Annotated in this window: 24 protein-coding genes and 1 tRNA gene; 8 read left to right on the top strand and 17 right to left on the bottom strand. The window is 69.6% G+C overall.

All coding sequences use genetic code 11. The annotated features are described in order from the left end of the window. Positions 1-9: 9 nt before the first annotated feature. Positions 10-216, bottom strand: coding sequence for a hypothetical protein (locus tag ACTJJ4_RS01630; protein WP_440941743.1), 207 nt, complete (start codon positions 214-216; stop codon positions 10-12). A 141-nt stretch (positions 217-357) separates the two neighbouring features. Between ACTJJ4_RS01630 and ACTJJ4_RS01625 the strand changes: the two genes are divergently transcribed. Continuing rightward, positions 358-1,215 (top strand): DUF72 domain-containing protein, encoded by an 858-nt coding sequence (locus ACTJJ4_RS01625; protein ID WP_440941742.1) that lies wholly within the window; start codon positions 358-360, stop codon positions 1,213-1,215. Positions 1,216-1,283: 68 nt separating this feature from the next. Next, a complete protein-coding gene (locus ACTJJ4_RS01620; RefSeq protein WP_440941741.1) occupies positions 1,284-1,547 on the top strand; it encodes a hypothetical protein in 264 nt (87 codons plus the stop codon). A 39-nt stretch (positions 1,548-1,586) separates the two neighbouring features. On the opposite strand, the gene ACTJJ4_RS01615 is transcribed toward ACTJJ4_RS01620, so the two are convergent. The 4 genes from ACTJJ4_RS01615 to ACTJJ4_RS01600 all read right to left on the bottom strand — a co-directional run bounded on the left by ACTJJ4_RS01615 (position 1,587) and on the right by ACTJJ4_RS01600 (position 4,442). Continuing rightward, the gene (locus tag ACTJJ4_RS01615) at positions 1,587-2,630 is read right to left on the bottom strand and encodes a hypothetical protein (protein ID WP_440941740.1); all 1,044 of its coding nucleotides are present in this window, start codon (positions 2,628-2,630) and stop codon (positions 1,587-1,589) included. Positions 2,631-2,746: 116 nt separating this feature from the next. Further along, positions 2,747-2,820, bottom strand: a tRNA-Ile gene (locus ACTJJ4_RS01610). Between the two features lie 51 nt (positions 2,821-2,871). Then, positions 2,872-3,879, bottom strand: coding sequence for a YihY/virulence factor BrkB family protein (locus tag ACTJJ4_RS01605; RefSeq protein ID WP_440941739.1), 1,008 nt, complete (start codon positions 3,877-3,879; stop codon positions 2,872-2,874). A 17-nt stretch (positions 3,880-3,896) separates the two neighbouring features. Beyond that, on the bottom strand, positions 3,897-4,442 hold the full coding sequence (locus ACTJJ4_RS01600; RefSeq protein WP_440941738.1) for a gamma carbonic anhydrase family protein: 546 nt from the start codon (positions 4,440-4,442) through the stop codon (positions 3,897-3,899). A gap of 141 nt (positions 4,443-4,583) precedes the next feature. Between ACTJJ4_RS01600 and ACTJJ4_RS01595 the strand changes: the two genes are divergently transcribed. Further along, positions 4,584-5,069: a Dps family protein gene (locus tag ACTJJ4_RS01595; protein ID WP_285630550.1), complete on the top strand. Its 486-nt coding sequence runs from the start codon at positions 4,584-4,586 to the stop codon at positions 5,067-5,069. 53 nt (positions 5,070-5,122) lie between these two features. On the opposite strand, the gene ACTJJ4_RS01590 is transcribed toward ACTJJ4_RS01595, so the two are convergent. The 6 genes from ACTJJ4_RS01590 to ACTJJ4_RS01565 all read right to left on the bottom strand — a co-directional run bounded on the left by ACTJJ4_RS01590 (position 5,123) and on the right by ACTJJ4_RS01565 (position 11,622). Beyond that, a complete protein-coding gene (locus ACTJJ4_RS01590; RefSeq protein ID WP_440941737.1) occupies positions 5,123-6,619 on the bottom strand; it encodes an amidohydrolase in 1,497 nt (498 codons plus the stop codon). Continuing rightward, positions 6,616-7,257: an FMN-binding negative transcriptional regulator gene (locus ACTJJ4_RS01585; RefSeq protein WP_440941736.1), complete on the bottom strand. Its 642-nt coding sequence runs from the start codon at positions 7,255-7,257 to the stop codon at positions 6,616-6,618. Before ACTJJ4_RS01585 ends, ACTJJ4_RS01590 begins: the two co-directional genes overlap by 4 nt. Before the next feature lie 71 nt (positions 7,258-7,328). After that, positions 7,329-8,807, bottom strand: a complete 1,479-nt coding sequence (locus ACTJJ4_RS01580) for an alanine/glycine:cation symporter family protein (protein ID WP_440941735.1) — start codon at positions 8,805-8,807, stop codon at positions 7,329-7,331. Positions 8,808-8,911: 104 nt separating this feature from the next. Continuing rightward, a complete protein-coding gene (locus ACTJJ4_RS01575; RefSeq protein WP_440941734.1) occupies positions 8,912-9,910 on the bottom strand; it encodes an Fpg/Nei family DNA glycosylase in 999 nt (332 codons plus the stop codon). Position 9,911: 1 nt separating this feature from the next. Then, the gene (locus tag ACTJJ4_RS01570) at positions 9,912-10,397 is read right to left on the bottom strand and encodes a ribose-5-phosphate isomerase (protein WP_440941733.1); all 486 of its coding nucleotides are present in this window, start codon (positions 10,395-10,397) and stop codon (positions 9,912-9,914) included. Positions 10,398-10,428: 31 nt separating this feature from the next. Continuing rightward, entirely contained in the window at positions 10,429-11,622 is a 1,194-nt protein-coding gene (locus ACTJJ4_RS01565; RefSeq protein ID WP_440941732.1) for a ferrochelatase, read from the bottom strand. Between the two features lie 134 nt (positions 11,623-11,756). Here ACTJJ4_RS01565 and pepN point away from each other — a divergent pair, with 134 nt between their 5' ends. From pepN to ACTJJ4_RS01545, 4 genes are all read left to right on the top strand, one after another. Then, the gene (pepN, locus tag ACTJJ4_RS01560; protein ID WP_440941731.1) at positions 11,757-14,327 is read left to right on the top strand and encodes an aminopeptidase N; all 2,571 of its coding nucleotides are present in this window, start codon (positions 11,757-11,759) and stop codon (positions 14,325-14,327) included. A 75-nt stretch (positions 14,328-14,402) separates the two neighbouring features. Then, entirely contained in the window at positions 14,403-15,467 is a 1,065-nt protein-coding gene (locus ACTJJ4_RS01555) for a mechanosensitive ion channel family protein (RefSeq protein WP_440941730.1), read from the top strand. Then, complete coding sequence (locus tag ACTJJ4_RS01550; protein WP_440942798.1) at positions 15,422-15,907, top strand: globin; 486 nt, start codon at positions 15,422-15,424, stop codon at positions 15,905-15,907. Before ACTJJ4_RS01555 ends, ACTJJ4_RS01550 begins: the two co-directional genes overlap by 46 nt. A gap of 31 nt (positions 15,908-15,938) precedes the next feature. Continuing rightward, complete coding sequence (locus ACTJJ4_RS01545; RefSeq protein ID WP_440941729.1) at positions 15,939-17,597, top strand: FAD-binding dehydrogenase; 1,659 nt, start codon at positions 15,939-15,941, stop codon at positions 17,595-17,597. 66 nt (positions 17,598-17,663) lie between these two features. Here ACTJJ4_RS01545 and ACTJJ4_RS01540 read toward each other — a convergent pair whose 3' ends face one another. Continuing rightward, positions 17,664-18,323, bottom strand: coding sequence for a hypothetical protein (locus ACTJJ4_RS01540; protein ID WP_440941728.1), 660 nt, complete (start codon positions 18,321-18,323; stop codon positions 17,664-17,666). Positions 18,324-18,341: 18 nt separating this feature from the next. On the opposite strand from ACTJJ4_RS01540, the gene ACTJJ4_RS01535 reads away from it, so the two are divergent. Continuing rightward, positions 18,342-19,226 (top strand): acyl-CoA thioesterase, encoded by an 885-nt coding sequence (locus ACTJJ4_RS01535; RefSeq protein WP_440941727.1) that lies wholly within the window; start codon positions 18,342-18,344, stop codon positions 19,224-19,226. 31 nt (positions 19,227-19,257) lie between these two features. Here ACTJJ4_RS01535 and ACTJJ4_RS01530 read toward each other — a convergent pair whose 3' ends face one another. The 5 genes from ACTJJ4_RS01530 to ACTJJ4_RS01510 all read right to left on the bottom strand — a co-directional run bounded on the left by ACTJJ4_RS01530 (position 19,258) and on the right by ACTJJ4_RS01510 (position 23,393). Then, positions 19,258-19,776, bottom strand: a complete 519-nt coding sequence (locus tag ACTJJ4_RS01530; RefSeq protein ID WP_292702495.1) for an acyl-CoA thioesterase — start codon at positions 19,774-19,776, stop codon at positions 19,258-19,260. Beyond that, the gene (ettA, locus tag ACTJJ4_RS01525; RefSeq protein WP_440941726.1) at positions 19,769-21,448 is read right to left on the bottom strand and encodes an energy-dependent translational throttle protein EttA; all 1,680 of its coding nucleotides are present in this window, start codon (positions 21,446-21,448) and stop codon (positions 19,769-19,771) included. Before ettA ends, ACTJJ4_RS01530 begins: the two co-directional genes overlap by 8 nt. 108 nt (positions 21,449-21,556) lie before the next feature. Next, a complete protein-coding gene (locus tag ACTJJ4_RS01520) occupies positions 21,557-22,060 on the bottom strand; it encodes a DUF6993 domain-containing protein (protein ID WP_440941725.1) in 504 nt (167 codons plus the stop codon). 52 nt (positions 22,061-22,112) lie between these two features. Continuing rightward, complete coding sequence (locus ACTJJ4_RS01515; RefSeq protein WP_440941724.1) at positions 22,113-22,634, bottom strand: single-stranded DNA-binding protein; 522 nt, start codon at positions 22,632-22,634, stop codon at positions 22,113-22,115. 135 nt (positions 22,635-22,769) lie between these two features. Beyond that, complete coding sequence (locus tag ACTJJ4_RS01510) at positions 22,770-23,393, bottom strand: LysE family transporter (RefSeq protein WP_440941723.1); 624 nt, start codon at positions 23,391-23,393, stop codon at positions 22,770-22,772. Positions 23,394-23,441 lie beyond the last annotated feature (48 nt).

Genomic DNA, 23,441 nt, shown 5'->3' with positions numbered 1-23,441 from the left:
GCGCGGGTCTCAGGGCTCGCGCTCGTCCTCGGCGTCCTCCGGGACGTCGATGGACTGCTCGGCGACATCCGCGGGGTCGGCCTCGACGCCGTCCGGGAGCGCCGGTGACGCGGTCCGCTCCGGATCGTCCGGCTCGTCCCAGTGGTCCCTGTCCTGCTCCAGCCGGTCGCCTTCGGCGGCCTGGCCGGAGAGCTCGTCGTCCGTCCTGCCGTTCATGCGCGCTCCTTCCCCTCGTCCTGACCTCCAGGATCCCTCCTGGTCGTCTCCCGCGGTAGGGGGATGCGGATGCGTGGCGTCAACCCCGGTGCGGGACGCACGCCATCCGCCTAGCGTGTCGAGATGGCGGAGGGAGAACGGATGACGACCACGGACACGGAGCCGGCTCGGGTCGGGGGTCGCGTCCGCGTGGGCACCTCCGGCTGGCGGTACGCCTCGTGGCGCGGCGACTTCTATCCGCGCGGGCTCGCGCAGCGCCGGGAGCTGAGCTTCATCGGCGAGCGGTTCTCGACGGTCGAGCTCAATGGCAGCTTCTACTCGCTGCAGCGGCCGGCCAGCTACCTGCGCTGGCGGGACAGCGTCCCCGAGGGCTTCGTGTTCGCGGTGAAGGGCTCCCGGTACATCACGCACATGCTGCGCCTGCGCGAGCCGCGCACCGCACTCGCGAACTTCTTCGCCTCAGGGGTGCTGGCGCTCGGGGACCGCCTGGGACCGATCCTCTGGCAGCTGCCTGAGCGACAGGAGTTCGACCGCGCACTGATCGAGGGCTTCCTCGCGCAGCTGCCCCGAACGACCGCCGAGGCGCTGGAGCTCGCCCGCGATCATGACGACCGGGTCGAGGGCCGCGCGCGGCTGGACATCGACGAGGATCGTCCGCTCAGACATGCCCTCGAACCGCGCTCGCTCAGCTTCGCGAATCCCGAGCTTCCTCCCCTCCTGACCGCGCACGGCATCGCGCTCGCCACCACCGACACCGCTGGACGCTGGCCGAGGTTCGAGGCGGCGACGGCAGACTTCGCCTATCTGAGACTGCACGGGTCGGCCGAACTGTACGCGAGCGGGTACACCGAGCCCGAGCTGCGGGCGTGGGCCGACACCTGCCGGCGCCTTTCCGCCGCTCCCGAGGGCCGCGACGTGTTCGTCTACTTCGACAACGACGCACAGGGCCACGCGCCGCACGATGCGGAGACGCTCGCCCGCCTCGTCGGCGACACCTGACGGAGTGGCCGAGCACGTCCTGTCAAGGCGCTTGTCGCGTCGGTCTCCTCCGCGCGACACTCGCCCTCATGACAGACACGACTCAGGGACCTGCAGACGATCAGCAGCCCAGCACGGACCAGCTGGAGGAGCCGAGCACGGAGAAGGAGCCCGACGAAGAGCCCAAGGCTCCCCCGCGGAACGATCCGGAACCTGACCACCAGGCCGTCGGGATCGGCGTGATCGGAGGCCCGCAGACCGACACGGACGGCGGTCGGAGCCCCGATCAGGTCGACGCAGCAGCCGACGGAGGCCAGGAGGACGACGCGCCGGACCAGGAGCAGCAGCGCTGAGGCGCGGTCAGTCCACCTCGGGCACCGGGGCCAGGGGCTTCAGTCGCAGACGCCTGACGCAGAGGCCCCGTGGATGACCGCCCACTCGGCCTGCAACTCATCGTCGTACCGGGGGCGGGGCCCAGGCACATCCGGAGCGCAGCCGGACGTGCTGATGCCGCCGATCACATCGCCCGGGCGACCGGCGATCGTCAGACCGTAGTCCGCACCGCCCGGCGCGGCGGCTTCGAGGATCGCGCGGATCGTCGGCCAGCCTGGTGTCCGGGTGATGGGCTGGCCCGGAGAGCCGGCCGGAACCAGGTCGGACGGGACCCGGAGGCGGAGCATCGGTGGTCGCCCGGGATTCACGTCCATGGTGAAGGCGAGCTCGCGGGCCGGATCGTCATTCGACAGGGCCTGGTAGACCGCCTCGAACCGCACCAGCGCCTCGTGCAGCGTGGCCGGTACAGGTGCCTCGACGGAGCTGGCGCTGTTCGTCGCAGAGGAGCCGCTGCCGATCTCCAGCACGAGACCGTCGGTCCTCGTGCGCATCCCGAACTCGTCGACGAGCGTCGCCTGCGCCGACGGGGAGAGACCGTCCTCGGCGATGGAGATCCGGTGGGAGTCGGCGACGGATGCGACGATCGGCACTCCCCCGGTCGCGCGTCCCAGCCACTCCTGCACGAACGCAGCGCTCGGGGCGGCTGCGCCGGGAGCGACGGAGAACGAGGCCCCGCTGCGTCCGGAGACCGTCAGCTGCAAGGGCGTCGCACGCGAGCCCTGGATCGCGTACTCCTCCGCGCCGCCGGGCTCTGACGACAGCCAGGCGGCGACGATCGCCCGGGCCTGCTCGGCCGTGGCCCCGCTCTCGAGCTCGACCGCCGTCCTCCGCCTGATCCCGGCATCGAACCCGCCGTCATCGACGACGCACGACGCCGTGCTCACGCCGGGGAGCGGCTCCAGCGACTCGCACGTGGCCGACGTCGCGCGCTCGGCCGCGGAGACGTCGACGGGTGACGAGCAGCCCGTGAGAGTCATCGCCGCCACGAGCGCTCCGACGAACCAGAACCGTCTCGTCATGCGGATCTCGATCGGCGGTCGCATGGCCCTCCCCTCCCAGCCCATGTCGCCATCGTAGGGGACCGCGAAGCGGTCGCCCGCGGCGATGGATCGTCCCCTCTGCACCGCGTGCGCACGCCGATGAGAGCGGACGATGTCGGTAGGGCGGGCGGGACTTGAACCCGCGATCGTTGGGTTATGAGCCCACTGCCTTCACCAGCTTGGCCACCGCCCCGTAGAGCAACAGCCTACCGGTGCCGCACCACGCGCATCGCCCTCAGGGATGTCAGCGTCGTGAACGCCGGAATCGTCGGGCCTCGCGCTCGTCCCGCAGGTCGTTCTCGGCGTTCCGCTCCATCCGGGTGGTGTCACGCAGCTCCACCTGCAGCTCGCGCTCCGCGGGGTGCCCGGCACGGAGCTCGCGGAGTCGCTCGAGCTCGGCGTCGACCAGCGCGCCCAGCAGGAGCGCCATGTTGCCGATCCACAGCCACACGAGGAAGATGACGATCCCGGCGAACGACCCGTAGATCCAGTCGTAGTGCGCCAGAGTGGCGACGTAGTACTCGAACCCGAACGACGTCAGCGCGAAGACCAGCACTGCCACCGCAGCGCCGATGCTGACCAGGCGGAAGTGCGCATGGGCGATGTTCGGCGCGAAGTAGTACAGCACGGCGATCACCAGGACGATCACCAGGACCAGCACCGGCCAGCGGGCCACCGCCCAGATGCTCAGCGCCACCTCCCCGGCACCGAGCGCCCGCCCCAGGGCCTCGGCGAGCGGCCGGCTGAGGCCCGCGATCACGGCGGCCAGCGCCACCAGCGCGAACACCGCGAGCGTGACCAGCAGGTGGATCGGCTTCGCCTTCCACAGCACCCGCCCCTCCGGCACGCCGTAGATCCGGTTGATGGCCCGACCGAGCGCCGTCACGTAGCGCGCGACCGACCAGAGCGCGAGGAGCAGCGAGAGCACGAGCACCCAGCCGGATCCGCCGAGCGACGCCACCTTCTCCAGCGCACGGCCGATGCCGACGAGCGCGGAAGGGGCCAGCACGTCCTTCGCGACGTCGAGCACGGCTCGCACGCCGTCCCCTCTGCTCCCGACCATGCCGATCAGCGAGAACGCGGCCACCAGAGCCGGGATGAGGGCGAGGACCGCGTAGAAGGTCAGACCGGCGGCCGCATCGGGTGCGGACGTCCGGAAGAATCCCCGGGCGACCCGCCGCACGACGAACGCGCCCTGTCCGCCCCGCGGACTCTCCGACGGCGTCTCCCCGTCCCCGTGCTCGGACCGCACGGCACGTCGTATGCCGCTCACGACGGGCGGCGGGAATCAGCCGCCGCATGCGTGTCGATGTGACCGAGGTAGATCTCGGCGTTGTCGATGAGGCCCTGGCGCTCCTCATCGGTCAGTGCGCGGCGCACCTTCGCAGGGACGCCGGCGACCAGCGAGCCGTCCGGCACCTCGGTTCCGCCGAGCACCACCGCACCGCCTGCGACCAGGCATCCGCGGCCGATCACCGCACCGCTGAGCACGACCGCGCCCATCCCGATGAGCGACCCGTCGCCGATCGTGCAGCCGTGCACGACGGCGTTGTGGCCGATCGAGACGCGTTCGCCGATCTGCACGCCATGTCCGCTGTCGACATGCACGGACACGTTGTCCTGCACGTTGCTGTCCGCGCCGACCACGATCGGGGCGGAGTCCCCGCGCAGCACGGCGTTGTACCAGACGCTCGCGCGCGACCCCAGGGTGACGGCCCCGACGATGCGGGCCCCGTCCGCCACGAAGGAGTCCTCCGCAAACTGCGGGGCACGGTCGGAGAGGGCGAGGACGGATGCCGTGGCTGCGATGCTCATGTAGGTGAGACTACCCTCAGAACCGCGGAATCACGCGGCAGAACGAGCGGGTAAGCGTTGCCTTCGCTTGGTTGCGGAATGTTCTCCGATGAGTAGCGTTGACGACATCAAGCTCGTTTCACAACGCATCCGGAGGACCTCATGAGCAAGGCACAGACCGTTCCCACCACCGCCGTCGACCCGACTGTGGCAGCCGCCGCCGCTCAGTTCCTCTCCCCCGTGGTCCTCGGACTCGAGGCCCTGACCGTCAACGGCAAGCAGGCGCACTGGCACGTCCGCGGCGCGAACTTCGTGGGCGTCCACGAGCTGCTCGACACCATCGTGGCCCACGCCGGCGACTTCGCCGACACCGCCGCGGAGCGCATCGTCGCCCTCGGCCTGCCGATCGACTCGCGCATCGGCACGGTCGCCGAGAAGGCCGGCGCCACCGCAGTTCCCGCAGGCTTCGCACAGTCCGACGAGCTCGTCCGCGCGATCATCTCGGACATCGACGCGATCATCGCCGACGTGAAGGCGGCCGTCGACGGTCTCGATGCCGTCGACCTCACCAGCCAGGACGTCGCGATCGAGATCCAGCGCGGCCTCGAGAAGGACCGCTGGTTCCTCGTGTCGCACATCGCGGCCTGACCGAGCGCAGCAGAAGGGGTGCCGGGGCGCGAGCTCCGGCACCCCTTCTGCGTTCAGGCGCGGTGCGTGATCCTGCCGCCGAGGACCGTGGCGGCGACCGGCATCGCCGCCAGCTGCTGACGATCGGCGGTGCGCGGATCCACCCCGCACAGAGCGAGGTCGGCCACCGCTCCCAGCGAGATCATCGCGTCTCCGTGGCGTCCGCTCGCGCGCAGCGCCGCGTCGACGGACACGCGCTCCTCGGGATGCCAGGGCGCGCGCTCATCGTCGGTGCGGAACACCGCGGCGGCGATCGTCGCCCACGGATCGAGGACGGCGACGGGGGCATCGGACCCGAAGCGCAGCGGCACACCCGCCTTCATCAGCGAGGCCAGCGGATAGGCGATCGCCTGCTGCTCGCGCCACAGGTCGTCGGCGAGGTCGCGATCGTCCACGGCATGCGCCGGCTGCACACTCGCCGCGACGCCCAGCCGCGCGAAGCGCGCGAGATCCGCGTGCCGAACCAGCTGCGCATGCTCGATGGTCCCGCGTGCCTGCGTGTATGTGAAGGCGTCCAGCGCGGATGCCACCGCACGGTCGCCGATGGCGTGCACCGCCACCTCGATCGCGGATGCCGTGGCGCGCATGAGCAGTTCGCGCAGCTCGTCCGGCTCGACGGTCAGTACGCCGAAGTTGCCAGGGTCGTCCGCGTACGGCTGGGAGCACGCCGCTGTGCGCGTGCCCAGCGAGCCGTCGGTGATGAGCTTGAGCGGGCCGACGTGCACCAGCCCGCCGGTGCCGGTCAGCTCCTCGCCGCTGCGCAGTCCCTCGTCGACGGCCCGCTGCAGACCGTCCTGGTAGAAGGCGAACTCGACCCGGTGGGTGTCGAACCCGGCATCCGCTCTGCGCCGCCACGCCTCGGCGTTCCAGGCCATGTCGAAGTCGACCATGCCGGTGACGCCCCGCGACGCCGCGCGTTCGGCGGCCGCCCGCACGGCGGCGTCGGCGGTCGCTGCATCCGCGGCGTTCAGCCTGCGCGAGATCTCGAAGGCGTCCTCCTCGCGGAGCACACCGTCGTCGTCCGCCCCGTCGAATCCCTCGAGTCGCAGCGCCGCGGAGTTCAGCCACACGCTGTGCACGTCGGCGTTGATGAGATACGCCGGCAGCTCGCCGGTCACGCTGTCGAGAAGGGCACGCGCGGGTCGGTCGGGCCACAGTCCGTCACGGAACCCCGCGCCGACGATCCGCCCGTCCGGCAGGGGCGCGACGCCCGACAGCATCCGAGCCGCCTCGGCCGCGCTCGTCGCTCCGCCGAGCGGCACGCGCTGGGCGTCGAGCGCCCATTGTACGGTGTGCACGTGGTGGTCCCACAGCCCGGGCACGACCCAGCTGCCATCGCCGTCCAGCGTCTCCGCTGCGGCACGCAGGTTGCCGGCGGGCGCGATGTCGGCGATCACCCCGCCTGCGACCAGGATGTCGACGGGATCGTCGCCCTCCGGCGAACTGAAGGGCAGCAGTTCGCGCCCCGGGCCGGCGAGGCGCACCGACCGGATCAGCAGATCGGCGCTCATCCGCGGTGCGCCAGACGTGCCTCGTGCGCACGGCGCATCTCCGCCGCCAGGGCCGGATGCGCGTACTCACCGCTGCCGTCGAGCTCGGCGATCACGCTCTCCACGATGCTGTCCGGCTTGTTCTGGCTCAGCTTGCGCTTCGCCGAGACCCGCGTGGGAGTCATCCGGAATCCGACCGTGCCCATCTCCAGGGCGTTCACGAACTCCTGGGTGTTCGGCGCCTGCCACATCATGCGCGGCTGCGGCAGCCTCCGCTCGAAATGCGTGACGAGATCGTCCAGGATCCTCAGGTTCTCCTGGGTGTCGACGAGCTCCGGGATGCCGGTCAGGTGCACCGCCGTGTAGTTCCAGGTCGGCACCGCGCGCACGTCGCCGTACCAGCTCGGCGAGATGTACCCGTGGGGACCCTGGAAGATCAGCAGCAGCTCCCGCTCCCCCAGGTGCAGCACCTGGTCATCGGGCTTGCCGACGTGACCGACCACCGTGAGGTCGTCGCGCTCGGGGTCCAGCAGCACCGGGTAGTGCGATGCGACCAGTCCGTCGTCGCCGGTCGCGACCAGCGTCGCCCAGGGGCTCTGCGAGATGACCCTCCGCAGCTCGGCGATGTCGGTCATGGCGAAGCTCGGATTCTGGCGCATGGTTCCAGATTAGGACCCGTGCGGCGGGGGGGGGGGGGTGGCCCCCCCACCCCCCCCCCCCCCCACCGCGGCTACCTCGTCCTGACGACGGGGACCGCCTGGGTCTTCCAGTCCTCGAAGCCCGCGTCGCCCGCCATGAAGGCGTTGACCTCGTCGGTCGTGGCCGTGAGCTTGGGATCGTTCGTCAGGTACTTCTTGGTCTCGCGCGCCACCAGGCCCGAGAGCACCAGCAGGCCGATCAGGTTCGGCAGCGCCATCAGTCCGTTCATCACGTCGGAGAACGCCCACACCACGCCCAGCTCGGTCGTGCAGCCGATGAACACCACCAGCGAGAAGATGATCCGGTAGGGCATGATCGCCTTCACCCCGACCAGCCTCTCCAGGCTGCGCTCTCCGTAGTACGACCAGCCGAGGATCGTGGAGCCCGCGAACAGCACCAGGCCGATCGTCACGATGTAGTGGCCCCATTCACCCGGCAGTCCGTGCGAGAACGCCTCGCCGGTCATCAGTGCGGGACTGATCTGCTCGCCCGTCGCCTCGTCGACCTTGTTCCACGTTCCGGTGGTGATGATCACCAGACCGGTGCAGGTGACGACGATGATCGTGTCGATGAAGGTCTGCGTCATCGACACGAGCCCCTGACGGACCGGGTGACTGGTCTTGGCCGCAGCCGCCGCGATCGCGGCCGAACCCATGCCGGACTCGTTGGAGAAGATGCCGCGGGCGACACCCATCTGCACGGCGACGATGATGAGCGAGCCCGCAAAGCCGCCCACGGCACTGGTGCCGGTGAAGGCCTCGCTGAAGATCTGCGCGAAGGCGGCCGGTACGCCGGCGATGTTGGCGATCAGGATGTAGATCGCACCGAGCACGTAGAAGATGATCATGACCGGGACGAGTCCGGCCGTGACACGGCCGATCGACTTGATGCCGCCGACCAGCACGAGCAGCGCGAAGACGGTCAGCACGATGCCGGTGACCCAGGTGGGCACGTTGAAGCTGTTCTCGAGGTTCGCGGAGATCGAGTTGCCCTGGGTCATGTTGCCGATGCCGAAGCAGGCGATCACGGCGGAGATCGCGAAGAAGATCGCGAGGAACTTGCCGAACCCGTTCTTGATGCCGCGCTCGAGGTAGTACTGCGGACCGCCGGACTTCTCGCCCGCGGCATCGGTGGTGCGGAAGCGCACCCCCAGGAACGCCTCCGAGTACTTCGACGCCATGCCCAGCAGGCCGGTGACCCACATCCAGAACAGGGCGCCGGGCCCGCCGATGCCGATGGCGGTCGCCACGCCGACGATATTGCCGGTGCCCACCGTCGCCGCCAGCGCCGTGGTCAGCGCCTGGAACTGCGAGATGTCACCGTCGGAACCGGGGTCCTTGCGGGTGAACAGGCCCAGCCGCAGGGCTGCGCCGAGCTTGAGGAACTGGATTCCACCGAGGCGGAACGTGAGGTAGAGCCCGGTTCCGAGGAGCAGTGGGATGAGGACCCACGGCCCCCAGATCCACGAGCTGACGTTCTCCAGAACGGCCTGCAGGCCGGATAGGTCCATGACTTCTCCTGTCGTGCGTCGTTGCGAAGGGATTCGGCCATCCTATTCACAGCCCGCACTCAGGTTCCAATATGCCGGCGTGGCGCTCGATCAGACCGGGCTGGTCAGCGCTGGCAGAACGGGCACCAGTACAGCTTGCGGGCACCGAGCTCCTCGAGCGCGATCTCCGTCCCGCACACCCGGCACGGCAGGCCGGCGCGGTGGTACACCCAGTGCCGGTCGTCGCGGCTGGCCATGGCTGCCCGGTACTGCTCGGGCGACAGGTCGTCCATGGTCATCATCTGGCCGGTCTCGACGCCGATCGCGAGCAGCCGCACCCAGTCGCGCCACAGCTGCCGCACGACCTCCTCCGGTACGTCACGTCCCGGAGTGTGCGGGTTGAGGCGCGCGCGGAACAGCATCTCGGCGCGGTACACGTTGCCGATCCCGCTGACGACCGCCTGATCCATCAGCAGCAGCGCGATGGCCGTGGGCTTGCGCCGCACGATGCGGACGAACCGCTCCTCGCCCTCGGCGGGATCGCCCACGAGCGGGTCAGGGCCCAGCTTCGCGACCGTGGCCAGCATCTCGTCCGGCGTCTGCAGCGCGCACGCGGTGGGACCGCGCAGGTCGGCGCACGTGGCATCCGTCAGCAGGCGCAGCCGCACCTGGCCGACCACCGGCGGCGGCCACTCGGCGTCCTCATCGGCGAGCCCCTTGGTCTGCTCCGACATGCGCACGCGCACGCGGGTCTTCCGCGGAGCGCCGATCGAGGTGAGCGAGTTCTCCCCCGCGTCATCGAGGATCACGCCGTCCAGATCGGTGCCGCGCTGATTGGTCTGCCCCATCCGTCCGTTGGCGGACGCGATGGTGGGGTCGACCAGGATCTCCCCGGCGAAGTCCCACGCGCCGTAGAGCCCGAGATGGACCCTCAGCCAGGTGTCGCCCTCGAACTCGAGGAACATCTGCTTGCCCACCGCCATCGCCTGCAGCATCTCGCGACCCTCGAGCACGGCGGCGCCCTCGGCGAAGCGGCCCTGCGGACTGGAGGCGTGCACCGGAAGTCCGACGAAGTTGCGGGCGAACTGGCGCGCGATGCGGTGGACGGAATGACCCTCGGGCATGTCAGGCGCGCGGGTCCGGGAGGAGCGATCCGTCCCGCTCGAAGTCGGCGATCTGGGCGATGCGCCGCGCGTGGCGCTCCTCGCCCGAGAACGGCGTGCCGATGAACGTGTCGATGAACGAGGTGACCTCGTCGAAGGTGTGCTGGCGCGCGCCGATCGAGATGACGTTGGCGTCGTTGTGCTCGCGGGCGAGCTCCGCGGTGGAGGTGTTCCACACCAGCGCCGCGCGGATGCCCTGCACCTTGTTCGCGGCGATCTGCTCGCCGTTGCCCGAGCCCCCGAACACCACGCCCAGCGCCTCGACGCCCGCGGTCTGGTCGGCGATCACGGCCTGCGCGGCACGGATGCAGAACGCCGGATAGTCGTCGAGCGCGTCGTACTCCACCGGTCCGTGATCGGTCACGTCGTGCCCTGCGGAGCGCAGATGCTCCTGCAGGCGGGTGGAGAAGTCGAGACCGGCGTGATCGGTGGCGATGTGGATGCGCATGGCGCCCATCCTACTTTCCGGTCCGTCCCGCTCAGGGCAGGATGCCGGCGGCGGCCGGCTTGAATCCGGCGCGCACGTTCTCGCAGCATCCGGGACGGCAGACGTCGAACGAACCGCCCACCGAGGCCACCCGCGCGCGATCGGCGTTCGGGCGTCCCTCCAGGCGCTCCTGGATGAGGTCGACGATGCCGGCGACGAACGCCGGCGACACTCCCGGCGTGGGTGTCCGCGTGAATCGCAGGCCGGCCTGCTCGGCGGCCTCCTTCGCCTCGGTGTCCAGATCCCAGAGCACCTCCATGTGGTCGCTCATGAATCCGACCGGCACGACCGCCACGGCCTCCCTGCCGCGCCCGGCCAGCTCGCCGATCACGTCGCACACGTCGGGCTCGAGCCAGGGCTGCGAGGCGGGGCCGGAGCGGGACTGGTAGACGAGCTCCCAGTGCACGTCCGCCGCGGCCGGCAGCAACCGCGCGACCCGATCCATCACCCAGGCGGCGACGGACTCGTGCTGCGCGGCGTAGGCGCCGCCCGGGCCGAAGTCGATGTCGCGGGGGCCGGAGCGCTCGGCATCCGCCGTCGGGATGCTGTGCGTGGAGAACAGCACCTGCACGGCGTCCGCGGGGACGCCCTCGGCGAGGAACGCGGCGACGGCGTCATGCACGCCCTCGACGAACGCCTGAACGAAACCTGGGTGGTCGTAGAACGGCCGGATCTTGTCGATGGTGACCACCCCGTCGTACTCCGTGCCGTCCAGTACGCGCGCGAAGTCCTCGCGGTACTGCCGGCAGCTGGAGAAGGAGCTGTACGCGCTGGTCGCGAACGCCAGGAGCGTGGTGTCGCCGTTCCCGGCGGCCTCCGCCACGGCGTCCTCCAGATACGGCGCCCAGTTGCGATTGCCCCAGTACACGGGCAGGTCGATCGAGCGCGCCTCCAGCTCGGCCTCGAGCGCGGCCTTCAGCGCGCGGTTCTGTCCGTTGATCGGGCTGACCCCGCCGAAGTGACGGTAGTGGTGCGCGACCTCCTCGAGGCGCTCGTCGGGGATGCCCCGTCCGCGGGTCACGTTGCGCAGGAACGGGATGACCTCGTCCTGCCCCTCGGGTCCGCCGAATCCGGCGAGGAGGATCGCGTCGTACGCGACCGGCTGCTCGATGAACGGTTCACCCCCGGATGCTGCGGAAGAGGCGTGCAGAACGACATCCGTTGCTTCAGGGATCACGCCCTCCATCCTTCCACTCCCGGCTATGAGCCAGCGCGGAGTCGCTTGCCCGACACGTCGCCTGGCGTAGGCTGTCAGGGTTGCCGTCGGCGCCAGCAGTGCCGACGAGGGACGACACCCCCTCACCACTGGGAGAAACAGCTGTGCCTGGAGAGAACCTCACCCGTACCGAAGCGCAGGAGCGCCGCGCCGTCATCGACACGCAGTCCTACCAGGTCTCGCTCGACCTGACCAAGGGCGCGGAGGTGTTCGGATCGCGCAGCGTCGTGCGCTTCACCGCCACCCCCGGCGGCGCGACCTTCATCGATCTGATCGCGAAGGAGGTACGGGAGATCTCGCTCAACGGCGAGCAGATCGACCCGAGCGAGGCCTTCGCCGACTCGCGCATCGCGCTGAGCGGCCTGCAGGCCGAGAACGTGCTCATCGTCGACGCCGACTGCCTGTACACCAACACCGGTGAGGGCCTGCACCGCTTCGTCGACCCCGTCGACGGCGAGGTCTACCTCTACTCGCAGTTCGAAGTGCCCGACTCGCGGCGCATGTTCGCGGTGTTCGAGCAGCCCGATCTGAAGGCCACGTTCCAGTTCACGGTCACCGCGCCCGCCGCGTGGAAGGTCGTGTCGAACTCGCCGACCCCCGAGCCGATCGTGCACGACGCCTCGACGGACTCCGGCACCCAGCAGACCGCGACCTGGGGCTTCGAGCCCACCCCGCGGATCTCCTCCTACATCACGGCCCTGATCGCGGGTCCGTACGAGGCCACCTTCTCCGAGCTCACCAGCGCTTCTGGCCGGGTCATCCCGCTCGGCGTGTACGGCCGCAAGAGCCTGTGGGCGCACCTGGACGCCGACTACATCTTCGACAAGACCCGTGAGGGCTTCGCGTACTTCGAGTCGAAGTTCGGCGTGCCCTATCCGTTCGCCAAGTACGACCAGCTCTTCGTGCCGGAGTTCAACGCCGGCGCCATGGAGAACGCAGGCGCGGTCACGTTCACCGAGACCTACGTGTTCCGCAGCAAGGTGACGGATGCCGTCAAGGAGCGCCGCGTCGTCACGATCCTGCACGAGCTCGCGCACATGTGGTTCGGCGATCTGGTCACCATGAAGTGGTGGAACGACCTGTGGCTGAACGAGTCGTTCGCCGAGTGGGCGTCCACCATCGCCACGGCCGAGGCCACCGAGTGGACCGAGGCGTGGACGACCTTCGCCGCCATGGAGAAGACCTGGGCCTACCGCCAGGACCAGCTGCCCTCCACGCATCCGATCGTCGCCGAGATCAACGACCTGCAGGACGTTCAGGTCAACTTCGACGGCATCACCTATGCCAAGGGCGGGTCGGTGCTCAAGCAGCTCGCCGCCTGGGTGGGCATCGAGGCGTTCTTCGCCGGTGTCTCGCAGTACTTCCAGAAGCACTCCTGGGGCAACACCGAGCTCAGCGACCTGCTCACCGAGCTCGAGGCCACCAGCGGCCGTGAGCTGAGCACCTGGGCGAAGAAGTGGCTGGAGACCGCGGGCGTCAACACGCTCGCGCCGGTCATCGCCGAGGACGCAGCCGGGGTCATCACCCGTTTCGCCGTCACGCAGACCGCTCCCGCCGACTACCCGACGATCCGCCCGCACCGTCTGGGCATCGGCTTCTACAACCTCGACGGCGAGGCGCTGGTGCGCACGCACTACGTGGAGGTCGACATCGACGGCGACCGCACCGAGATCCCGGAGCTGCAGGGCCTGCAGCGCCCCGACATGGTGCTCCTGAACGACAAGGACCTCGCGTACGCGAAGATCCGACTCGACGACCGCTCCCTGGCCACCGCGATCGAGCACCTCTCCGACATCAGCGATCCGCTGGCTCGCTCGCTCGTCTGGGGCGCTGCCTGGGATCAGACCCGCGACGCCGAGAGCCCGGCATCCGCCTACATCGACCTCGTGCTCGGCAACATCGGCCGCGAGACCGAGTCGACCACGGTGCGCACCACGCTCTCACAGCTGCTGCTGGCCGCCTCCAGCTACGTCACCCCCGAGAACCGCACAGCGGCGCGGGAGAAGGTCGCCGACGGCCTCTGGGCGCTCGCGCAGCAGGCGGAGTCCGGCAGCGACAGCCAGCTCCAGCTGGTGACGGCGTTCGCGAACACGCTGGTCACCCCCGAGCACGCCGGCGTCGTCGGGCGACTGCGCTCCGGCGAGGAGACCCTGCCGGGTCTGGACATCGACGCCGACCTGTCGTGGCAGCTGCTGAACGGCCTGGCAGCGATCGGCGCGACGGATGCCGCCGCGATCGACGCCGCACTGGCCGCCGACAACACGTCCAAGGGCGCCGAGTTCGCCGCGCAGGCACGCGCCGCGCTGCCGACGGCGGAGGCGAAGCAGGCGGCCTGGTCGTCGCTGATCGACAATGCCGACCTTCCGAACACGATCGTCCGCTCGGCGGCGCTCGGCTTCGTGCACCCCTCGGGCGTCGAGGTGCTCGGCGACTTCATCCCGAAGTACTTCGACATGCTCGTGCCCATCTGGGAAGGTCGCACCTACCAGATCGCCGACTACCTGGTCGTGGGCCTGTACCCGCGGTCGCTGGCCAGCGTGGAGCTGCGCGACGCGACCCGCGCGTGGCTGTCGTCCCATCAGGACGCGTCTCCCGCGCTGCGCCGCCTGGTGCACGAGAACCTCGCCGACGTCGAGCGGGCTCTGGCCGCGCAGTCCCGGGACGCCGAGGACTGATCCGCACGGACCACTCTGCGAGAAGGCCTCGGCGCACCCAGTGTGCGCCGAGGCCTTCTCGGTAACATCGAGATGATGAATCTCCACCTCGCAGCCGCAGCCGCCGAAGACCCCCTCAACTTCTGGGAGCAGACCCTGCAAGTGCTGGGTGCCGTCGGCGTGAACGCGATCTGGGTGGCGGTCATCATCGCGTCCTGCGTGGCCGCGGCGTTCGTCCTCCGCCTCGTCATCCGTCGGATCGTCAAGCGCATCGTGGACAGCGCCAAGAGCAAGGCCAGGGTCGACGACACCCAGGCGCTGGAGCGCTCGCCCCTCGCGGACATGCGGCTGGTGCAGCGCACGCGCACGCTCGGCACCATCCTCCAGAACATCGTCAACGTGATCCTGGTGGTCGTGGCGATCGTGCTGACGGTCAACCAGCTGAGTCCTTCACTGCTCGGCTCTCTGACGCTCCTCACCGCCGCCGTGGGTGCGGGCCTCGGCTTCGGCGCGCAGAACATCGTCAAGGACGTGCTGAACGGCCTCTTCCTGGTCGCCGAGGATCAGATCGGCATCGGCGACGTCGTGGATCTGGGCCTGGCATCCGGTGTGGTCGAGTACGTCAGCGTGCGCATCACGCAGGTGCGCGACGTGAACGGCACGCTCTGGTACGTGCGCAACGGCGAGGTGACGCGCATCGGCAACATGTCGCAGGGCTGGGCGCGCGCGATCATCGATCTCGGCGTGCAGCCGGATGCGGATCTCGAGCTCGTCGAATCCACGATGCTGGAGACCGCGCAGGGACTCGCCAAGGACCCGAAGTGGCGCACGCGCATCATCGAGCGCCCGGAGGTCTGGGGTCTGGAGTCCGTCACCGGTGACGCGCTGGTCGTGCGCGTGGTCATGAAGACCCGCGCCAATGCCATGGACGACGTCGCGCAGGAGCTGAGGGCGCGTCTGCGCCAGGCTCTGACCGAGAAGGACGTGCTGGTGCCCAGCCTGGCATCCGTCACCCTCTCCGGACTGGAGGGTGCGCGCCGCGTACGCGGCGCCAACCCGCCCAAGACCCGCCCGAACGCGATCACGGGTGTGCCCCCGGTCGCCGAGCGCGGAGTCTGGCGGCGCAAGAAGACCGGCGACAAGGAAGGCGACGCCAAGTGACGTTCTACGACGAGATCGGCGGTCACGCCACCTTCCAGCGCATCGTCGAGGTGTTCTACCGCGAGGTGGCAGTGGATCCGGTCATGCGTCCGATGTACCCGGAGGAGGACCTCGGCCCCGCCACCGAGCGTCTGACGATGTTCCTGGAGCAGTACTGGGGAGGGCCGGGCACGTACAGCGAACGCCGCGGACACCCGCGGCTGCGGATGCGGCACGTGCCGTTCCACGTCAACCCGGATGCCCGTGACCGCTGGCTCGCGCACATGCGCACCGCCCTCGACGAGGCGCAGCTCTCACCCCTGCACGACGCGACGTTCTGGGACTACCTGCAGCGCGCCGCGCACTCGCTCGTGAACACCTTCGAGGACTCCCCCGAACCCCCTCCGACGACGATCGGCCCCACGCAGGAGCGCCGTCCCGATCTCGGACTGACCTCCTGATCCCGCCCTCACCGACGACGAAGGAGTCGCCATGGCATCCCGCACCCACGACACGGACGTGCTCGTCATCGGCTGGGGCCTGTCCGGCCTGGTCGCCGCCGCAGAAGCGCTGGAGGCCGGCAGACGGGTGACCGTCATCGACCAGGAGCCGCGCTCGAATCTGGGCGGACAGGCCTGGTGGTCCTTCGGCGGGCTGTTCCTCGTCGACTCCCCAGAACAGCGGCGGCTCGGCATCCGTGACTCCCTCGAGCTCGCCACCCAGGACTGGTTCGGCAATGCCGGGTTCGATCGGCCGGAGGACGAGTGGCCGCGCCGCTGGGCGTCCGCCTACCTGGAGTTCGCCGCCGGTGAGAAACGCAGCTGGCTGCGCGAACGCGGTGTCGGCTTCTTCCCCGTCGTGGGCTGGGCGGAGCGGGGAGGCAGCGGTGCGATCGGACCGGGCAACTCCGTGCCGCGCTTCCACATCACCTGGGGCACCGGCCCCGGCATCGTCGCACCGTTCGCCGCGGCCGTGGAGCGTGCCGAGGCCGAGGGGCGGGCGACGATCCTTCCGCGTCACCGCGTGGCGAGGCTGATCGTGGAGGACGGCGCCGTGGTGGGAGCAGGCGGCGACATCCTCGCCGACGACCTGACCGCGCGCGGCGTCCCCTCGTCGCGGGAGCGCTCCGGCGAGTTCGAGATCCGCGCGGAAGCCGTGATCGTCGCGTCCGGAGGCATCGGCGGCAACCACGATCTCGTGCGCGCGGCCTGGCCGGACCGGCTGGGCACGCCTCCGGAGCACATGCTCACGGGTGTCCCCGCCTACGTCGACGGCTCCATGCACGCCGTCTCCGAGGCGGCAGGGGCGCATCTGATCAACGGCGACCGGATGTGGCACTACGTGGAGGGCATCGAGAACTGGGATCCGGTGTGGCCGAGTCATGGCATCCGCATCCTCCCCGGCCCCTCGTCGCTGTGGCTGGACGCGACCGGCACGCGCCTGCCCGTGCCGCTGTACCCCGGGTTCGACACGCTCGGCACGCTCGCCCACCTGCGCACCACCGGGCACGACCACTCCTGGTTCATCACCTCGCGGGGGATCGTGGAGAAGGAGTTCGCCCTGTCCGGGAGCGAGCAGAACCCCGACCTCACCGGCAGGGACGTGAGGCTGCTGGTGAAGTCCCGCCTCGCGAAGGGCCCGACCGGTCCGGTGCAGTCGTTCCTGGATGAGGGCGCCGACTTCGTCGTCGAGAACGATCTGGAGTCCCTCCTGGCGCAGATGAAGCGGATGCCGGGAGGAGAGGCCCTGGACGTGGATCGGGCTCGCCAGGAGGTCCTGGCGCGCGACCGCGAGATCGGCAACGACTTCACGAAGGATGCCCAGATCGCCATGCTGCGATCGATGCGGGCGTACCGCGGCGACAAGCTGATCCGCACCGCTTCCCCGCACCGGCTGCAGGATCCTGCGGCCGGGCCCATGATCGCGGTCAAGCTGCACGTGCTGACCCGCAAATCCCTGGGCGGCATCCAGACCGATCTGGACGGGCGCGCCCTGGCCGCCGACGGCACGCCGATCCCCGGCCTGTTCGCCGCCGGGGAGGCGAGCGGATTCGGCGGGGGCGGCGTGCACGGATACCGTGCGCTGGAGGGAACGTTCCTGGGCGGGTGCCTGTTCTCCGGGCGTCAGGCGGGACGCGCGGCGAGCCGCTGAGCTGCTCTTCGCTCGCACGGGCCGCGTTCCGCAGGCCCGAACGCGGGGGTCAAGGATCCGTCCGGTTCAGTGACCGGTCTCCCGCACCGCCGTGAGTCCTGTCACCGCCGGACCACGGCTGAGCACGTGTCCCCGCGCGAAGGCGAGACGAGTCCATCGCCCGGACCGCGTGACGCGCACCTGCTCTGCGCCGCTGATGAACCCGAAGGCGTGCGCGGCGAAGGCGACACCACGTGGAAGACCGCGCAGGTCCTCGTCGGGCTCGCCCCAGACGCGGGCGCGGAGCGCCCGCACGGCGTCCTCGCCCGCGCCGTCGGGGCTTCCGTGCGCGACGGCGGAGATCCCCCACAGCGCGCGCTCCGCGATCAGCCCGGCCGAGAGATCGGCCACATGCTCCCATCCGCCCCGCGGTGGGGCGATGCCCGCCCAGGCCGGAGACAGCGCCGTGTCCGGCAGCGCCAGCTCATCGGGATTCGGCCCCTCCGTCAGCGATTCCACGACCAGGTCGCAGCTCAGCTCGGGATCGGCGTGCACGATGCGCATCGCCAGAATCGTGGGCGTCTGGTCGAACAGCCCCTGCGGGGCGAGAGCGGCGGAGGTGACGGCGAGCACGCCACCCGTCGCCTGCAGGCGGACACCGTCGGCCCCTGCCTTCGAGGCGCGGCCGGAGAAGGTCAGCACGTCGCGGGCGGTGTCGGCGTCGGCGAGAACGAGAGGTCTGGTCATCCCTTCTAAACTAGTCGCGTGAGCACTCAGGAGAACGCCCGTCGGTCCGTCAGCCAGCTCCTCCAGGTGCTCGATCTCGACGCCTCCGAGGCCCGCACCACCGAGGACATCTTCACCGGCGTCTCGCACGCGATGCCGACCGGCCGCGTGTACGGAGGTCAGGTGCTCTCGCAGTCGCTGGTCGCCGCCGAGCGGACGCTTCCGGAGGACCGGATCGTGCACTCCATGCACGGGTACTTCCTGCGTCCCGGCGATGCCACCCAGGGCATCACGTTCGCGGTCGACCGGATCCACGACGGCCGTTCCTTCTCCACGCGCCGCGTTCAGGCCTTCCAGGGCGGTGTGCCGATCTTCTCGATGATCTCGTCGTTCCAGGACGAGGATCCCGGCGTCGACCATGCCGAGCCGTTCCCGGAGGACGTCCCCGCCCCGGAGTCGCTGCCCTCGGACGACGAGCTCATCGGCGCCGTGCATCCGATCACGGGACGCCTGCTGGCCGAGCGCCCGGCCGACATCCGGCATGTGACGGGTCCGCTGTTCCTCGAAGTGGCCGGTGAGCATGTGCCGCAGCAGGCGGTGTGGATGCGGATGCGGGCGCCGATGCCCGACGATCCCCGCGTGCACCGGGCGGCGCTGGCGTATCTCAGCGACATGACGATCCAGGAATCCATCCTGCGTCGCCACGGCATCACGTGGCAGACGCCCGGGCTGAAGGTCGCGAGCCTCGACCACGCCATGTGGTGGCACCGCTTCGGCCGCGTGGACGAGTGGATGCTGTACGTGCAGAACTCCCCCAACGCCCGCGGTGGCCGCGGCCTCGCGCAGGGCCGGGTCTACACGCGCGACGGCGTCCTGATGGCCACCGTGGCGCAGGAGATCATGGTGCGGGTCCCGGAGCTCTGACTCCGGGCAGCACGGTTCCTGGACCGTGCGCTCAGCGCCGCCGGTACTCCAGCGGCTCTCCGACCAGCGGCTCCCATGCGGAGCGCATCTCGGGCGTGAGCCGCACGGGGCGGCCCGACGCGGCGTCCACGAGCACGATCACGGTCGTGGCGCGCGCGTACAGCACGTCCGACTCGGCTGCGGCATCCGGTCGCACCTCGTAGCAGACCTCGATGCTGGAGCCGCCGAGCTTGCCGAACCACATCTGGATGTCCAGCGGGTGCCGCTGGTACGGCACCGGCGCCAGGTACTCGATCTCCTGACGCGCGATGAGCGTGAGCATGCCGTAGGACAGCCCGGAGTCGAGGATCGCCGTGGGAGGGGCCACCTCGCCGGGCGCCGGCTTCCAGAAGGCGCGCACGCGCGCCTCCTCGAGCAGCTTCAGCATCGCCGTGTTGTTGACGTGGTTGAACGCGTCGAGGTCGCCCCATCGCAGCTGGATGGGGATGTGCAGACGCCCGTCGTCCAGAATGCGTTCGACGGGCACCTGCACGTTCTCGGAATCAGTCACGGTGGAGCTTGCGGTGCGTGGTGCGGTGCGGGCGCGCCGCCTCCAGGCCCATCCGATCGATCTTGTTCTTCTCGTAGGCCTCGAAGTTGCCCTCGAACCAGTGCCACTGCGACGGGTTCTCGTCGGTGCCCTCGTAGGCGAGGATGTGCGTGGCGATGCGGTCCAGGAACCACCGGTCGTGCGTGATGACCACGGCACAGCCGGGGAACTCCAGCAGCGCGTTCTCCAGCGAGCTCAGCGTCTCCACGTCGAGGTCGTTGGTGGGCTCGTCGAGGAGCAGCAGGTTGCCGCCCTCCTTCAGCGTGAGGGCGAGGTTGAGGCGGTTGCGCTCACCACCGGAGAGCACGCCGGCCTTCTTCTGCTGGTCGGGGCCCTTGAAGCCGAACTTCGACACGTAGGCGCGCGAGGGGATCTCGATCTTGCCGACCGTGATGAAGTCGAGGCCGTCGGAGACGACCTCCCACAGCGTCTTGTTGGGGTCGATGTTGGCGCGCGTCTGGTCGACGTAGCTGATCTTGACCGTCTCGCCGACCTTCAGATCGCCGCCGTCGAGCGGCTCCAGGCCGACGATGGTCTTGAAGAGCGTCGTCTTTCCGACGCCGTTGGGACCGATCACGCCGACGATGCCGTTCGGCGGCAGGCTGAAGCTGAGCCCGTCGATCAGCATCCGGTCGCCGAAGCCCTTCTGCAGGTTCTTCGCCTCGATGACGATGTTGCCGAGGCGCGGACCCGCAGGGATCTGGATCTCCTCGAAGTCGAGCTTCCTGGTGCGCTCGGCCTCGGCCGCCATCTCCTCGTAGCGAGCCAGACGCGCCTTGGACTTGGTCTGCCGACCCTTGGCGCTGGAGCGCACCCACTCGAGCTCGTCTTTCAGGCGCTTGGCGAGCTTGGCGTCCTTCTTGCCCTGGATGTCGAGGCGCTCGGCCTTCTGCTCCAGATAGGTGGAGTAGTTGCCCTCGTAGCCGAGCAGGCGACCGCGGTCGACCTCGGCGATCCACTCGGCGACGTGGTCGAGGAAGTACCGGTCGTGCGTGACGGCGATCACGGCGCCCTTGTAGTCCTTAAGGTGCTGCTCGAGCCACAGCACGCTCTCGGCGTCGAGGTGGTTGGTGGGCTCGTCGAGAAGCAGCAGATCGGGCTTCTGCAGCAGCAGCTTGGCCAGCGCGACGCGGCGCTTCTCTCCACCGGAGAGCGGCGCGATCTCGGCATCAGCCGGCGGCGTGCGCAGCGCGTCCATGGCCTGCTCGAGCTGCGAGTCGAGGTCCCAGCCGTCGGCCGCGTCGATCTCCTCCTGCAGCACGCCCATCTCGGCGAGCAGCGCGTCGAAGTCGGCGTCGGGGTCGGCCATCAGCGCGGAGATCTCGTTGAAGCGGTCGAGCTTGGGCTTGATCGCCACGCCGTCCTGGATGTTCTCCAGCACCGTCTTGGTCTCGTCGAGCTCCGGCTCCTGCATGAGGATGCCGACCGAGAAGCCCGGTGTGAGCTTGGCCTCGCCGTTCGACGGGGTGTCGAGGCCCGCCATGATCTTCAGGATGGTCGACTTTCCGGCGCCGTTGGGGCCGACCATGCCGATCTTCGCTCCGGGGAGGAACGCCATGGTGACGTCGTCGAGGATGAGCTTGTCGCCCACCGCCTTGCGGGCTCGCACCATGGAATAGATGTACTCGGCCACGAAGCAGCTCTCCTTCAGTCAGCGGGCACGCGGAACGGCTCCGGGGAGCCGACACACCAGCCTACCCGTCTTCACCGGTCCGCTTCGCGACCGGCCTGTCAGGGGTCGTCACCAGTCGATCGGCCGCGTTCGCCCGACGAGGCACCGACCGCCGCCGAGCTGCGGCATGACTGCCGTCACCGGCTCGCCCGTGGACGGTCCGACCTGTCCGATCAGGCATTCTCTATCGCCCCATGCGACCGAGAACTGCAGGCTCTCCACCGCACGACCGACGGTGGTCCGATCGGCGGTGACCTGCATCCTCTCCTTCGGGAAACCTGCGGCGACGAGTGCGTCGACGTACGCGCGGCCCCGGGCGCGGTCATCGGATGCCCAGACCTGCGCGGTCACCGCGGTGAACAGCGCCAGGTTCTCCGTCGCCGTCCCGCCGGGGACGAGCACCGGTGTCTCCGCCGCGGACGCCGACGGCGATGGGGCGGCGGAGGAGGTCGCAGGATCCGGCTTCTCGGCCGGAGCCGAACAGGATGCGAGAGCCGCCGTGATGAGCATCGCTCCGGCGATCGTCGTCACCGCCCGGTTGCGGGGAGCGGAGACGGATGACCCTCGAAGCACGCTCAGAAGTCTAGGCGCAGCACCGGGAGCCATCCGTCGACGCACTCAGCCCTCACGTGAAGGCGGGTTCCTTGGATGCTTCGTCCTCGACGAGGACATCCAGCCCGGCGATCCGCCACGCGTCACCCTCGTCCGCGCTGGGCGCCTCGTCCGACGAAGCGTCTGCGTCGGAGGGCTGCGGGACCCGCGCAGGTTCCGTCGTCGCGCGCTGGCGACGCACGAACGCACTGGTCCCCCAGTTCAGGTCGTGACCGATGGCGTCTGCCGTGATCTCCGCCTCCCGGCCCTTCTTCCCGTCGCCGGCCTCCCAGTCCCGGATCCGCAGACGCCCCACGACGATGACGGGATCGCCGCGGTGCAACGAGGCCTTCGCATGCTCGGCGATGTTGCCGAACGCGGAGACGTTGTACCAGCTGGTCGGGCCCTCGACCCATTCACCGGTGCGCTGATCGACGTAGTTGTGCGACGTCCCGACCCGGAAGTTGATCACGGCCTTGCCGTTGCGGGTCTCGTTCTTGGTGGGGTCGTTGCCGATGTTCCCGGCGATCACGATGGTGTCGTTCCTCATGCTCATGTCCTGCTCCTGTGTTGCCGGGTCGAACCCGGGTGAGAACAGGGTGCATCGCGGCGTCCGACGTCCGGAGGCCGATTCCCGGCATCCGTGGAGAACTTCGCGGGAAGGGTGATTGTGCAGGAAGACCGCGATCCGTCAGTGCACGAACAACAGCAGACCGGCGACGGCGATGAACAGCGAGCCGAAGACGCTGTTCAGGATCCGCTGGCCGCGGGCGTCCCGCGTGAAGCGGCGGAACGGTTTCGCGGCGGCGGCGAAGAAGAACCACATCACGAGCACGTCCACGACGATCACCGTCCCGATCAGGATCAGGTACTGCGGCAGCGGATCCTGGTCGAGCCGGACGAACTGCGGCACGAACGCGAGGAAGAACACGATCGCCTTGGGGTTGAGGAGGTTCACCCAGAATCCGCGCCGGAAGATCGACCACGCGTGCTCACGGGACCGCGATGCCGTCGCCATGGTCTCCGCCTGCGGTTTCGCGAGGATCAGGCGGATGCCGAGATACACCAGGTACGCGGCGCCCGCATAGCGGATGATGTCGAACAGGAGCTGCGACTGCGACACCAGCAGGCCCACACCCGCGGCGACGATGACCACATGCACGATGAGCGCCGCCTGCTGGCCGAGAACGCCCCACAGCGAGCGTCGCCATCCCTGCGTGAGCGCGTTGCTCATGGTGTTGATCGCGCCGGCCCCCGGCGTGAAGCTGATCACCACGCAGGCCAGCAGCAGCGAGAGCCACACGGTCCAGGTCACCTGCACAGTGTAGGGGCATCCCGGCGGGCCGCCGGACGGATGTCGGCA

Source organism: Microbacterium sp. 22195 (assembly GCF_052056515.1).
GTDB lineage: Bacteria > Actinomycetota > Actinomycetes > Actinomycetales > Microbacteriaceae > Microbacterium.
Note: the sequence above shows the minus strand (reverse complement) of the source record. Positions and strands in the feature narration are given on the sequence as shown.

Coding starts and splice junctions, on each gene's coding strand:
- ACTJJ4_RS01545 (WP_440941729.1), top strand. CDS start 15,939: ATGGCATCCCGCACCCACGACACGGACGTGCTCGTCATCGGCTGGGGC.
- ACTJJ4_RS01515 (WP_440941724.1), bottom strand. CDS start 22,634: ATGAGCATGAGGAACGACACCATCGTGATCGCCGGGAACATCGGCAAC.
- ACTJJ4_RS01595 (WP_285630550.1), top strand. CDS start 4,584: ATGAGCAAGGCACAGACCGTTCCCACCACCGCCGTCGACCCGACTGTG.
- ACTJJ4_RS01615 (WP_440941740.1), bottom strand. CDS start 2,630: ATGCGACCGCCGATCGAGATCCGCATGACGAGACGGTTCTGGTTCGTC.
- ACTJJ4_RS01540 (WP_440941728.1), bottom strand. CDS start 18,323: ATGACCAGACCTCTCGTTCTCGCCGACGCCGACACCGCCCGCGACGTG.
- ACTJJ4_RS01600 (WP_440941738.1), bottom strand. CDS start 4,442: ATGAGCATCGCAGCCACGGCATCCGTCCTCGCCCTCTCCGACCGTGCC.
- ACTJJ4_RS01580 (WP_440941735.1), bottom strand. CDS start 8,807: ATGGACCTATCCGGCCTGCAGGCCGTTCTGGAGAACGTCAGCTCGTGG.
- ACTJJ4_RS01570 (WP_440941733.1), bottom strand. CDS start 10,397: ATGCGCATCCACATCGCCACCGATCACGCCGGTCTCGACTTCTCCACC.
- ACTJJ4_RS01620 (WP_440941741.1), top strand. CDS start 1,284: ATGACAGACACGACTCAGGGACCTGCAGACGATCAGCAGCCCAGCACG.
- ACTJJ4_RS01575 (WP_440941734.1), bottom strand. CDS start 9,910: ATGCCCGAGGGTCATTCCGTCCACCGCATCGCGCGCCAGTTCGCCCGC.
- ACTJJ4_RS01630 (WP_440941743.1), bottom strand. CDS start 216: ATGAACGGCAGGACGGACGACGAGCTCTCCGGCCAGGCCGCCGAAGGC.
- ACTJJ4_RS01565 (WP_440941732.1), bottom strand. CDS start 11,622: ATGGAGGGCGTGATCCCTGAAGCAACGGATGTCGTTCTGCACGCCTCT.
- ACTJJ4_RS01625 (WP_440941742.1), top strand. CDS start 358: ATGACGACCACGGACACGGAGCCGGCTCGGGTCGGGGGTCGCGTCCGC.
- ACTJJ4_RS01590 (WP_440941737.1), bottom strand. CDS start 6,619: ATGAGCGCCGATCTGCTGATCCGGTCGGTGCGCCTCGCCGGCCCGGGG.
- ACTJJ4_RS01555 (WP_440941730.1), top strand. CDS start 14,403: ATGAATCTCCACCTCGCAGCCGCAGCCGCCGAAGACCCCCTCAACTTC.
- ACTJJ4_RS01585 (WP_440941736.1), bottom strand. CDS start 7,257: ATGCGCCAGAATCCGAGCTTCGCCATGACCGACATCGCCGAGCTGCGG.